This is a genomic window from Stenotrophomonas oahuensis (genome assembly GCF_031834595.1).
In the GTDB taxonomy this organism is placed as follows: domain Bacteria; phylum Pseudomonadota; class Gammaproteobacteria; order Xanthomonadales; family Xanthomonadaceae; genus Stenotrophomonas; species Stenotrophomonas oahuensis.
In genome coordinates this window covers 4,375,937-4,387,373 of record NZ_CP115541.1, presented here as the reverse complement: position 1 = coordinate 4,387,373, position 11,437 = coordinate 4,375,937, and the positions used below count along the sequence as shown (strand labels likewise).

Sequence of the window (11,437 nt, the reverse complement as noted above, 5' to 3'; positions counted from 1 at the left end):
GGAGGAATGAGCGTGAAACGGATTTTTGTACTTCTGCTGGCTCTCGCCTCTTTTGGGGCATACGCCGAAGGCCGCTGCCCGCCTGGACAGTACCCCATCGGTGGCCAAGGCATGCTCGGTTGTGCGCCGATCCCCGGCGCATGGCAGCCAAGTGCGGGCGCGGGTGACTACATCTCTGCTCAGAAGGCCGCAGCCGAAGCGCAACTGGCAGCCAATGTCCGGGCTGCGCAGATTGCCAAGATCCGAAACGACTCGACCCGCGACTGGTGGGGTGTCGTCGTGGTCAGTACTGAAGATGGTTCCTGGAGCGTGGGTCTCAATGGTGAATCTGCGCGGGACGCCACCATGGATGCCATGAAGAACTGCCGCGGCACCTGTACCCCGGTCGTGCAGTTCGCCAACGCCTGCATGGCTCCGGCCTACAACGAGCAGGGCGGCATGCAGTGGGCCAAGGGTGACAGCCAGGAAAATGCCAATGCGGCAGCGGTGGCGGCGTGCACGGCGGCGGGCGGAACCGGCTGTCAGAGCCCGCCCAAGCAAGCCTTCTGCACCGGCTGGAAGTACGCTTACAGTGGCAGTGATCGCTTCTTCGCCCGGTTGGGGCGCGAAGCGCGCGGCGAGGTTGCGTCGCCCAAGTTGATCGAGATTCCCGGTGCGAAAGAGTACATGGCCAAGCCGCTGGAACGGCGGGGCAGCTCAACCGCCATGGCGCTGGTGAAGGTGGAGAACGAGGACGGGTCAATGCGTGCGTGGTCGGGCGAGGACCTGGACGACCGCGCCAAGGGCATGACCCGTATTGCGACCCAGTGGACCGCCATTGCCACCAGCGCCGGCAGCGATGCCTTCGCCGTGCACACGGCACCCAGTGAGCAGGACGCGAAGCAGAGCGCGTTGAGCAAGTGCGGGGCCAAGGATTGTTCGGTGCTGGCGGCCGCTCCACATGGTGAATGCCTGGTCGCCATCCGGGTGCCACAAAGCGGCGGCCGCGTGTTGAGCTTTGGTGCACGCGGCCCGACCAAGGCGGCTGCGGAGGAAGCGGCGCTCACCGACTGTATCGGTTCGGGTGCGCGTGCCTGTCCTATCGTTCTCAGTGAATGCTTGAAGTAACCTGATTCGCGCACTCCGCCACCTGAACTGTTTGTCGAATGGAACACGACCTCCCGCGCAGCCTGCCGCTGCGCATCCTGGCCACGGGCCAGTACACCCCCTCCCTGCGCATTGAGTCGGAAGACTTCGACCGCCGCTGGAACAAGCCCGCCGGCTGGACCCGCCGGCACGTCGGGATCGATTACCGCCACTTCGCCAGTGCAGACGAGCCGACATCGCTGATGGCCGCCATGGCCGCGCAGGATGCCCTGCAGCGCGCCGGTCTGCGTGCCGATCAGGTGGATGTGGTGATCAGCGTGGGGGGCGTCATGGAGCAGGCCATTCCGTGCACGGCGGCGCTGGTGCACGAGCGGCTCGGGCTGGCCGGCTCCGGCATTCCCGCCTTTGACGTCAATGCCACCTGCCTGGGCTTCCTGGTGGCGCTGGACCTGGTGGCTGGTGCCATCGCCGCCCGGCGCTACCGTCGGGCGCTGATCGTGGCCGGTGAAGTGGCCTCTGCCGGGCTCAACTGGAACGACACCGACACGGCCGCGCTGTTCGGTGATGGCGGGGCGGCGGTCATCGTGGAAGCGGCTGGCCCGGACGACGGTGCCTGCCTGCTGGCTTCGCACATGGAAACCTACAGCGAGGGCACCCGGTTCTGCCAGGTGCGCTCCGGCGGCACCCGGGTGCGGCTGGCCGATGGCGCGGAGGCCTACGCGGCCGCCTCGCAGTTCGAGATGTCCGGGCGCTCGACCTATCGGCTGGCGGCGCAGAAGCTGCCGGGCTTCATGCAGACGCTGCTCTCCCGTGCGGGCGTCAGCGTGGACGATCTGAAGCTGCTGGTTCCGCATCAGGCCAGTGCCAAGGCGCTGGATCATCTGCAGCGTGCGCTTCGGCTGCCCCCGGAGGTGCTGGTGCGTATTCTGCAGACCCACGGCAACCAGATGGCGGCTTCGATTCCGCTGGCCCTGCATCACGCCGTTGAGCGCGGCGACCTGCGTCGTGGCGATCTGTTTGCCATGGTGGGCTCCGGTGCCGGGCTGTCGTTTGCCGGTGCGGTGCTGAGGTACTGAACTTGGCGCGCATTCTGGTCACCGGTGCGTCCGGGTTCATCGGTCACAAGGTTGCCGGGCAGCTTGCGTCTGCCGGGCATACCGTCATCGCCACAGGGCGTGACCATAGCCGGCTGCCGCAGGCGGACGCCCATCTGCGCGCGATCACGGCGGATCTGGCAGACGATGCGCTGGATGCGCTGCTGGAGGGCTGTGAGGTGGTGGTGCACAGCGCTGCGTTGTCATCGCCGTGGGGGCGGGCCGAGGAGTTCCAGCGCGCCAACGTGCTGGCAACCCAGCGCCTGCTCGAGCACGCCCTTCGGCACAAGGTGCGCCGTTTCATTCATATCGGCTCGCCCAGCATCTACTTCCGCTTTCGTGACCAGTACGGGGTGGAAGAAGCATTTGATCCGCCGGCGCGGTGGATCACCGACTACGCCAGAACCAAATGGGAATCGGAATGCGAGGTGCTCGCTGCGTGTGCCCGTGGGCTGCCCGCGTTGATCCTGCGCCCGCGCGCGGTGTACGGCGAGGGTGACCGCGCGATCCTGCCGCGCCTGCTGGCGGTCGCGGCGCGGGGCTGGTTCCCGATGATCGGCGGCGGTCGTGCCCTGGTCGATGTGACCCATATCGATAACCTCGTGGGACTGATCGAACACTGCGTCGATGCCGACGTGCCCACCGATGGCCGCGCCTACAACGTGAGCAACGGCGCACCGGTACAGGTTAGCCACCTGCTGGACACGCTGTTCAGTGCGCTGGAGCTGGACGTCAAACGCGTGCCGGTACCGCGCGTGCCCGCGCTGCTGCTCGCAGGGCTGGCCGAGCGCGTCGCGCTGCTCCGGCCCGGTCGGCCCGAGCCCCGGCTGAGCCGTTACGGCGTCGGCGTGCTGGGCTATGCGCAGACCCTGGACATCAGCCGGGCACGGTGCGAGCTGGGCTACGATCCCAATCCGGACCTGGAGGCCAGTCTGGCCCGCTATGCGCAGTGGTGGAGGACGCATGGTCGCGCTTGAGTGGCGGCTCTACGAAGCCGGGCATTGCACTCATCCCGAGCGGGCCACCCGCAAGGGCGCACCGGCGCGCAGCTGTGAGTTTCCGGCATTGGTTGCACTGCTGCGCCATCCCACGCAGGGCTGGGTGCTTTTCGATACGGGTTATTCCGAGCACTTCCTGCAGGCCACGTCTGCCTTCCCGGAAAAGCTGTACCAGCTGGTCACGCCGGTCCACCTGGACCCACAGCAATCACTGGCCGCACAGCTGCGCCGCGACGGCATCGCACCGGAAGACATCGCGTGGGTGGTCGTGTCGCACCTGCATGGCGACCACATTGGCGGGCTGGCGGATTTCCCACACGCGCGCGTGGCCTGTTCCAGGGCGGCCTGGGACGACATCCGTGCCCGTTCCCGCATCGGCGCGCTCCGCCTGGGACTGCTGCCGGGCCTGCTGCAGAGCTGGCAGGAAACGCCACCGCTGTGGTTTGAGTCGCAGCCGGCGCATCGATTGCCCGCGCCGTTTGCACACTTTGACCCGGCGTTTGATCTGTTCGGCGATGGCAGCGTGCGGCTGGTGCCGTTGCCGGGCCATGCGGCCGGTCATTTCGGCGCGCTGTTCGATGATGGGCAGGGCCCGGTGTTTCTGGTCGCCGATGCCAGCTGGTCGTCACAGGCGATCCGTGACAACACACCGCCGCCGGCCATGGTGACGGCGTGGCTGGGCAGTACCCGCATCTACCGTGACACCCTGGCCCGGCTGCATGCACTGCAGCAGGCCGCCCCCGAGGTGCGCATCGTGCCATCGCATTGCCTGGAGTGGCGGCCGCGACGGGAGGCGATGCGATGATCCCGCGCGTCCTGATTCTGGGGGCACGTGCGCCGGTCGCGCTGGATCACGCACGTCGCTTCGACCGGCTGGGCTGGCAGGTGCACGTGGCCGACAGCATTCCGTGCCGCCTGACCGGCTGGTCCAGCGCCGTTGAACAGACTCATGCGCTGCCGCCACCGCGCTATGCGCCCGATGCCTTCGTGACTGAGCTGAATCGCATCGTCGCCCGCGAACGCATCGATCTATTGCTGCCCACCTGCGAGGAAGCCCTGCACCTGGCACGGCACCGGCCCGCGCTGCCGCGCTCGTTGCATGTGGCAGTGGATGGCTTTGGCACCCTGGCGGCGCTGCACAGCAAATGGTCGTTCCTGTCCATCGCCCGCGAGCACGGCATGCCGGTGCCGGACAGCGGCCGGGTGTCCTCGCTGGAGGAGGCGCGGGAATGGGCGCAGGGCAGGGCGGTGGTGCTGAAACCGGAGTTCTCGCGTTTCGGCGTGCATGTCCGCTTGTACCCGCAGGGCATTCCGGCCGATGCGCCGGCGCTGCCCGCGTTGGGGCCCTGGGTGGTACAGGCCTTCGTCGCCGGTGATGAGCTGTGCAGCTATGCCATCGCCCACCGCGGCCGCCTGCTGGCGCATGCCATCTACCGCCCGCGCTATCGGCTGCACCGCAGCTCCAGCTACTACTTCGAGCCGGTGCAGCGGCCGGCCATCCGCGATGCGATCGCCGCGCTGGTGCGCGGTACGCATTACAGCGGACAGATCTCCTTCGACTGGATCGAGGCCGCCGAAGGCGGGGCGCTGGCGCTGGAATGCAATCCACGCGCGACCAGCGGGCTGCATCTGTTCCCGTTCGACTGCGACCTGCCGGCGGCGTTGCTGGGGGAGGGTGAACTACAGGAGCCGGTTGCACCGCGCGCACGGATGATCGGTGCGCTGATGGCCAGCGCAGGCCTGAAGCAGGCCGTCCAGCATCGACAGTTCGGGCAGTGGCGACGCGACTTCGGTAATGCCGTCGACGTCATCAGCACCGCCGGCGACCGCCTGCCGCCGCTGGCCAGCCTGCTCGACCTGGGCTCATATGCACGGATGGCGCGACGGCAGCACTGCAGCCTGCGCGAGGCGGCCACCCGCGACATCGAGTGGGATGGCGAGCCGATGGCAGCGGTCGCCCGATGAGCGCCGTGCGCACCGAGGGTGAGGGCAACTTCACCAGCGCGGCGCATGCTTTCGCGGCGGTGCACGCCGACCGTGCGACCGACACCCTGATCACCAACGTGCGCGCGCACACCGCCGCGATCCGCACCGAGGTCGGTCCGCTGCCGGTCAGCGTGCACGACGGGCTGGCCGGCGATGCCTGGGTCTGCTCGCCCACCAGTACCTATGCCGACTACGCGGCAGAAGAAGCCGCGCGCTACCTTCCGCCATGGGCTGCGCCGCTGTCGCGAAAGGGCATCGCCGCCATTGGCGTGCCGCTGCGGAGCAATGGCCTCGACCGCGCCGTGTGCGTCAACAACTGGCTGCTGTCCACCAATCTGTACCCGTCGCTTGCGCAGGTGAACCCGGTCGCGGTGGTGGCGGAGGCGATAGAGCGCTGGCCGCAGCACGCGGTGTGGTTCCGTTCGCTCAACGCCCACGACAATGCGGATTGGATCGACGCGCTGCGCGCTGCAGGCTGTGTGCTGGTCGCCAGCCGGCAGGTGTATCTGTACGACGCGTTCGAGACCCTGCATCGTCGTCATCAGAACCTGCGCTGGGATATCGCGCTGCTGCGCAAGACGCCGCTGCGTCATTGTGACGATGCAGACATCAACGAAATCGACTACGCGCGCATCGCCGAACTCTACGCAATGCTTTATATCGGCAAGCATTCGCGCTTCAACCCGGTCTATACCGCCGAGTTCCTGCGCCTTTGGCACCGTGCCGGGCTGCTGCAGTTCGAGGGCTTCCGCGACGAAGACAATCGTCTGGCATGCATTGTCGGGCTGTTCCGACTGGGGCGCACCGCCACCGCCCCCATTGTCGGCTACGACACGACCGAGCCACAGAAGCGGGCTCTGTACCGACTCGCCACCGCGTGCGCGTATCGCACCTGCCAGATCCAGGGCTGGCGTTTGAACTTCAGCGCTGGTGCCGCGGGTTTCAAGCGGCTGCGCGGCGGGGTGCCTTCCATCGAATACAGTGCCGTCTACGCCGGTCATCTGCCGCGCCGAACGCGCGCGATGATCTCGGCGCTGTCGGCCACAACCTGCCGGCTCGGTGTACCGCTGCTGCGTGGATTTCAACTATGAGTACCTGGAACCCCTTGCTTCACACCCAGTGGTATGCGGTTGCGCGCTCCGACGCGGTCGGCCCGCAGCCGTTGGGTATCACGGTGCTGGACACGCACATCGCCCTGGCTCGAAGCCAGGACGGCGACGGTACCCTGATCGCTCTGGAAGATCGTTGTCCCCACCGTCACGCACCGCTGTCGGCGGGCTGCGTCAAGGGCAGGCACCTGGCCTGTCCCTACCATGGGTGGGCGTTCGATGCCCAAGGCGCACTGCGCGGGGTGCCCGGCCTGCCGTCTGAGCACACCCCGCCGGGCGTGCGGGTACGGGCATTTGCCACCTGCGAACTCGATGGCTTCGTGTGGCTGCGACCGGGACCGGCAGGGGCTGACCAGCCCAATGCCATGGTGCGCGCCACCGATCCGGGCACGCGCCGTTTCATCTGGCAGACCCGCTGGGCAGCCAACGTGGTGGACGCCATGGAGAACTTCCTGGATCCGATGCACACCCACTTCATCCACGCCGGGCTGGTGCGCAGTGACGCCGCGCGCGCTCGGGCCACGGCACAGTTCACTCCCACCGCCGAAGGCTTCAGCGTCGACTACCAGGGCCTGCCGGCACAGTCAGGTCTGCTGTATCGCCTGTTCGAGTCGGAGCGCACCGGCGAGCGCGCGCATTTTGCCGCGCCGGGCAGCACCCGCATTGAGTACACCTACGCCAACGGCAGCCGGGTGCTGATCGACCTGCACTTCACCCCACGCAGCCCGCATGAGACGGATGTGTTCGTCACCCTGCATGTGGAGGGGCGCTGGGCTCCGGCGTGGGCGGTGCGGTTGTTCGTGTGGCCGTTCCTGAAGCGGGTGAACGACCAGGATGCTGCCATGCTGCGCCTGCAGTCCGACAACAAGGCACGATTCGGCGCGAGGCAGGGGGCGTCCACGCCACTGGATCTGGTGCGTGGCACCTTGGAACACTTCTGGTCGCAGGGGGCGTTGCCGCCAGAGGCGGTACCCCGTGCCGTAGAGATGCTGCTGTAGCAGCATCTCTACGTCGCGCATTACTTCTTCTTCATGCACTCATTGAAGACGACGGGGCAGGTGGCCGCGCCCGCGCTGATGCACTGGGTCATCGCGATTTCCTCCGCTTCGGCCTGGGTGGCACCCTGGCCGCCGAAGCTGTCCACGCGCCCGTCGGCCTTGAGCAGGCGGATGGCTGTCATGCACTGACCGTAGGGCACCGCGACCAGCACCTTGCAGTCACCGCCGCCGCACTTGTTGATCGCCGTGTCCTTGGCGTCGGTTTCGTTCAGGCCCCAGTGGATGGCATAGGCCTTCGGCCCGCTTCCGGCGGCAATGGCGGTCCAGGGCTCGGCCATGCGCATGACGCCTTGCGCGCGCTGCTCCAGTCTTTGCTTTCCCTTTTCATCAGAGCCGTGGTATTTCTTGTCAAGATCGATCTTGGCCGTTGACGTGCCGCGACGTTCCAGTGGCTTGGCAATGTAGTCCTGGGCACCTGGGAAGTACTCGAACTTGGCCGAGGCAATATCACCCTTGGCGGTGTGATTCATGCGATTGGAAAAGCGCTCAAGGCCGCTGTACGCATACTTCCAGCCGGTGCACATGGCCTGTTCTTTCGGGCTGTTGCAGTTGCTGCCCCCTGCTGCGGTGCACGCAGCGTTCGCCGCCTCCCGGGCATTGGCGCGGGTGTCGCCCTGTTCCCAGTACATGCCGCCCTGTGCACTGTAGGACGGTGCGACGCAGCTGTTGGCGAAGGTGAGGATCGGCGAGCAGACGCCCTTGCACTCGTCCATGGCATCCATCAACGGGATGGTCTTGTCCTCGGCGTTGAGCTTTACGTTCCAGGAGCCGTCCTCGGTGCTGACCACGACCACGCCCCACCAGTCGCGGGTAGCGTCCTTGGCGATCTTCTCACGCTTCCTTGCCAGCATGGCGGCCCGGAGCGCCGCATTGATCTGGTCTTCGGCGGTGGGGACATACGCTGCCGCGACTGGGCTCTGATGCCAGACGATGTAGTTCACCATGTTCTGGTGATCGCGCTGCATCTGCGTCTGCTGCGCCTGGTTTCCGTGGGCCAAAGCCGGCACCAGGGCCAGCAGCGCACCCGCAAGTCCGATGCGGACAGCCTTAGAAACAGTAATCACTTTGCGACTCGCACTGGGCACCGCCGGCGGCCTCGCACTGCTCCAGCGACTTCTGGGCCAGCTCACCCGGCTTGGTCTTGCCGGTTTCTTCCACACTGACGAACAGGGCACGGATGTTCGGCTTGGCCTTCTTGTCCACCGCCAGGCCCATGCAGTGGTTGCGCACCGGGAAGGTGATCAGTTCCACGCAGCCCTTGTACTTGGCCTTGCATTCCTGCAGCGAGCGGATTTTCGCCTCGGACTCGCTGGCCCCCATGTTCCGGCTGACCTGCTGGTCGGCGTCGCTGACCGCCATGCTCATGTAGATTTCCATGCCTTCGGGCATCTTCGCGCTCATTGTGCCCGGCGGCGGCAGCCCGGCCGGGGTCTGGGCGAAGGCGGTACCGGTGGCCAGAATGGCCAGCAGTGTCCAGCGCGCCCGGTGCGGGCGAGGTGCGGTGTGCTTCATGTGTTGTCCCCGTTGAATGACCCGCCCCGGGCCAACCGGAGCGCTGGTTGCATACGATAGCGGGGAATGGGTGGTGGGCGTATAGGGGTTTTCCTACATCCCAGCCCCGGACGTTGTTCTGAGGGGGGCGGCGTCGCGCGCTGATGGCTGGAAGCGACGTACCAAGGGAAATCCTGCAGATTTGTCCGGCACAGCGAATGCGCTTCGCGCTGTCGCTGTCATGCGCCCTGAAACTCCTGTGCCGCAGTGTGTTCGACGAAAGCCCGCGCGGCCATTGAAAGCTGGATGTTCGTTTCGTGTCGCCGCTGGCCGGGATCTAGCGTCCACGTGGCGTCTGCCTTGTTGCATGGTTCACGCCTTGATCAAGGAGGTCGTGATGAAGGCGAAGGCAAGTCCGCGAGGGCATGAAGAATCACAGCAGACGTCGGGACGAGGTGGCACACGTCGTCGGCAACGCGCGCGCAAGAGTGCCAAGGCTTGTGCGCTCATCATCGCGCTTGCCGCGGCGTCCCCGACCGCGACCGCATCCGGCTGGCCAGTGGTCGACATCCAGGGAATCTTCTGGAAGATCCAGCAGTTCGTCTCCCAGATTAAAGAGTTTACGACGGAGGCTCAGCGCTGGAGGGATACCAAGCGACACATGGAGCAGTTGGATGCGATCTTCGACCCGCTGCGTTTCGCGATGGACCTTCCGCCCGGCGCGCAGCTTGAACCCGTGGCGGAGGACTACCTGGTCAAAGAAAAGTGCGGCCGCGAAGCCTTGAGCACCGGATGGAAACAGCTGGCCGGGAACATAGCGTTCGGGGACGGCGCGGACTGGAAGAAGCGTCAGCATGAATTGTGCGTGAGCATCCAGCGGATGGACAACCGTAAGTTCAACGAGACGCTCTTCTTCCTCGAAGAGACCATGGATCAGGTCCGTTCCGAAATGGACCGGAATCTGGAGTCGCGCGAAAACAGCGAGAACACCTCCGGCGGGGCGCAGGCTGCGCAAGGTGACACTGCGCGCCTTGGGAATCAGCTGAACGCAATGGCGCAGACCTGGTCGGCGCGCATGCAGGCGTATGACGCCAGCATCGCCTCACTCAAAGAGCAGCAGCGCGTGCTGGCGAAGGCAGCACTCAGGGGAGATCCGGTGAAACGGGCGGTGGGTGACGTGGTGCAGGTGGCGGCGTTGGAGAAGGCATTGAAGCTCAAGTAACAGGCGTGTGGTTGATGCACGCGTCAGAGCTTTCAGTTGGACAATGGATGAGGGAAGGAATGGAACTAACAGATGCGTTCATGCGGGTCTCGGGTGCGATGGACTTCGTGTTCTTCGATCTGATCATGCAGTCGCTGGATAAGCGGATCGAAGAGTTCCGCGTTGGGCTGTTTGATCGCGTCGTGAAGTGGGTCGCTGAGTTCGCGTGGGGGGTGTTGACACTGTGGGTGGCCATGAAGGGCGGGCTGATCGTATCGGGGCGAAGCCGGGATTCAATAGCCGCGTTCTTCATGAATGTGGTGCGCGCGATGTTCATCGTATTGCTCGCGACCGCTGTGTCCATCACCAACTGGAAGCTCACGGATCTGTCCGCAGAGCTGCGGACGATCCTGTTTCAGGATCTTCAGCATGAGATATCGCGTGTCGTCACCGGTAGCAGTGCTCCCGCCGAGAAGCAGATAGACAAGGCACTGGGTTGGATGCAGGTGGCGATGGCCAGCATTGACGCCATCGAGGTTGCCAATGATCCCGAGATGGGCTCCGAGAAGCTGCAGGCCAAGTTCTTCATCGGCCTGGGCACCGGCGGTCCCGCTGTGGTGGCCGGTTCGATGTTGATGCTTTACAAGATCGCGCTGGCGTTGTTTGTTGGACTGGCACCGCTGTTCATACTTTGCCTGCTGTTTGAGCAGACCAAGCCGCTGTTTCAGAAGTGGCTGCTTTATGGTCTCGGAACGATGTTCTCGATGGCGGTGCTGGCAGTGATGGTCGACTATGCAATGACCACGGTCGTGGCAGTCGCAGAGTCGTTCTGGGCGCGTGCTGCCATCGACATGTTCCTGCTGGGCGGTGGTGGAGGGACGAGTCTGAGCAGCATGGCGCTGCAGCAGGGCGGTCTTGGGGTGATCATGACCACGCTGATCGTGACTGCGCCGCCAATGGCGGCCATGTTCTTCCAAGGCGTACTGGGCAACTTCTCGCCGTTCTCGCAAATCTCAGGGGGCACCTCCGCCGCTCAGACAAGGGAACAGGCTGCCCCGAGCGCGCCTACAGCGGTGGAGGCCCAGCAGCAGCCAGTGCCGCAGGTTCATCCGCATCTTGTGCCGGGTGCGGCACATCCGGTGGGGGGATCAAGCCCGGGCATCGGCCCCGGTCTGCGTGGGAATGCGGGGCCAACGTTGGGATGAGGTGTTGCGCCGCACCAACGCGGTGCGGCCTTTGTCCCGATTGTTATGCAGTCCTGGGATTAACAGGATCTTACGGTCCAAGATGTGATCTTCTTCAAAGTTTCTTCACTTTGTCGCGACGCGGATTTCACGATTGGTGTAGGGTGTCCGCGTCGGGGTCCCGGCCGTGGACGGAACGGACATTCAAAGGGGGCTTTGAATGTCATCGC

Annotated in this window: 11 protein-coding genes; 9 read left to right on the top strand and 2 right to left on the bottom strand. The window is 65.4% G+C overall.

Features of this window, described 5'->3' with window-relative positions; translation table 11 throughout:
• Nucleotides 1-12 precede the first annotated feature (12 nt).
• From PDM29_RS19605 to PDM29_RS19575, 7 genes are read left to right on the top strand one after another with little or no spacing between them, the layout of a single operon-like run.
• Nucleotides 13-1,107 carry a DUF4189 domain-containing protein gene (locus tag PDM29_RS19605; RefSeq protein WP_311191697.1) on the top strand — a complete coding sequence of 365 codons (1,095 nt, stop codon included), beginning with the start codon at nt 13-15 and terminating at the stop codon, nt 1,105-1,107.
• 38 nt (nt 1,108-1,145) lie between these two features.
• The gene (locus tag PDM29_RS19600; protein WP_311191696.1) at nt 1,146-2,162 is read left to right on the top strand and encodes a beta-ketoacyl-ACP synthase 3; all 1,017 of its coding nucleotides are present in this window, start codon (nt 1,146-1,148) and stop codon (nt 2,160-2,162) included.
• 2 nt (nt 2,163-2,164) lie between these two features.
• Nucleotides 2,165-3,157, top strand: coding sequence for an NAD-dependent epimerase/dehydratase family protein (locus PDM29_RS19595; RefSeq protein ID WP_311191695.1), 993 nt, complete (start codon nt 2,165-2,167; stop codon nt 3,155-3,157).
• Nucleotides 3,144-3,983, top strand: coding sequence for an MBL fold metallo-hydrolase (locus PDM29_RS19590; protein ID WP_311191694.1), 840 nt, complete (start codon nt 3,144-3,146; stop codon nt 3,981-3,983). The genes PDM29_RS19595 and PDM29_RS19590 overlap by 14 nt, the downstream gene beginning before the upstream one ends.
• A complete protein-coding gene (locus tag PDM29_RS19585) occupies nt 3,980-5,143 on the top strand; it encodes an ATP-grasp domain-containing protein (protein WP_311191693.1) in 1,164 nt (387 codons plus the stop codon). The genes PDM29_RS19590 and PDM29_RS19585 overlap by 4 nt, the downstream gene beginning before the upstream one ends.
• The gene (locus PDM29_RS19580) at nt 5,140-6,255 is read left to right on the top strand and encodes a hypothetical protein (RefSeq protein WP_311191692.1); all 1,116 of its coding nucleotides are present in this window, start codon (nt 5,140-5,142) and stop codon (nt 6,253-6,255) included. The genes PDM29_RS19585 and PDM29_RS19580 overlap by 4 nt, the downstream gene beginning before the upstream one ends.
• The gene (locus tag PDM29_RS19575; RefSeq protein WP_311191691.1) at nt 6,252-7,271 is read left to right on the top strand and encodes a Rieske 2Fe-2S domain-containing protein; all 1,020 of its coding nucleotides are present in this window, start codon (nt 6,252-6,254) and stop codon (nt 7,269-7,271) included. The genes PDM29_RS19580 and PDM29_RS19575 overlap by 4 nt, the downstream gene beginning before the upstream one ends.
• Before the next feature lie 20 nt (nt 7,272-7,291).
• Here the strand turns inward: PDM29_RS19575 and PDM29_RS19570 are convergent, their stop codons facing one another.
• Nucleotides 7,292-8,395 carry a DUF4189 domain-containing protein gene (locus PDM29_RS19570; RefSeq protein WP_311191690.1) on the bottom strand — a complete coding sequence of 368 codons (1,104 nt, stop codon included), beginning with the start codon at nt 8,393-8,395 and terminating at the stop codon, nt 7,292-7,294.
• Nucleotides 8,379-8,843, bottom strand: a complete 465-nt coding sequence (locus PDM29_RS19565; RefSeq protein ID WP_311191689.1) for a DUF4189 domain-containing protein — start codon at nt 8,841-8,843, stop codon at nt 8,379-8,381. The genes PDM29_RS19570 and PDM29_RS19565 overlap by 17 nt, the downstream gene beginning before the upstream one ends.
• A gap of 376 nt (nt 8,844-9,219) precedes the next feature.
• On the opposite strand from PDM29_RS19565, the gene PDM29_RS19560 reads away from it, so the two are divergent.
• Nucleotides 9,220-10,044: a hypothetical protein gene (locus PDM29_RS19560; protein ID WP_311191688.1), complete on the top strand. Its 825-nt coding sequence runs from the start codon at nt 9,220-9,222 to the stop codon at nt 10,042-10,044.
• Between the two features lie 59 nt (nt 10,045-10,103).
• Nucleotides 10,104-11,228, top strand: coding sequence for a TrbL/VirB6 family protein (locus tag PDM29_RS19555; protein WP_311191687.1), 1,125 nt, complete (start codon nt 10,104-10,106; stop codon nt 11,226-11,228).
• Nucleotides 11,229-11,437 lie beyond the last annotated feature (209 nt).

Bases quoted from the DNA above. Each gene is read 5' to 3' on its own strand.
- PDM29_RS19600 (WP_311191696.1), top strand. From the start codon at position 1,146: ATGGAACACGACCTCCCGCGCAGCCTGCCGCTGCGCATCCTGGCCACG.
- PDM29_RS19590 (WP_311191694.1), top strand. From the start codon at position 3,144: ATGGTCGCGCTTGAGTGGCGGCTCTACGAAGCCGGGCATTGCACTCAT.
- PDM29_RS19555 (WP_311191687.1), top strand. From the start codon at position 10,104: ATGGAACTAACAGATGCGTTCATGCGGGTCTCGGGTGCGATGGACTTC.
- PDM29_RS19585 (WP_311191693.1), top strand. From the start codon at position 3,980: ATGATCCCGCGCGTCCTGATTCTGGGGGCACGTGCGCCGGTCGCGCTG.
- PDM29_RS19560 (WP_311191688.1), top strand. From the start codon at position 9,220: ATGAAGGCGAAGGCAAGTCCGCGAGGGCATGAAGAATCACAGCAGACG.
- PDM29_RS19565 (WP_311191689.1), bottom strand. From the start codon at position 8,843: ATGAAGCACACCGCACCTCGCCCGCACCGGGCGCGCTGGACACTGCTG.
- PDM29_RS19580 (WP_311191692.1), top strand. From the start codon at position 5,140: ATGAGCGCCGTGCGCACCGAGGGTGAGGGCAACTTCACCAGCGCGGCG.
- PDM29_RS19575 (WP_311191691.1), top strand. From the start codon at position 6,252: ATGAGTACCTGGAACCCCTTGCTTCACACCCAGTGGTATGCGGTTGCG.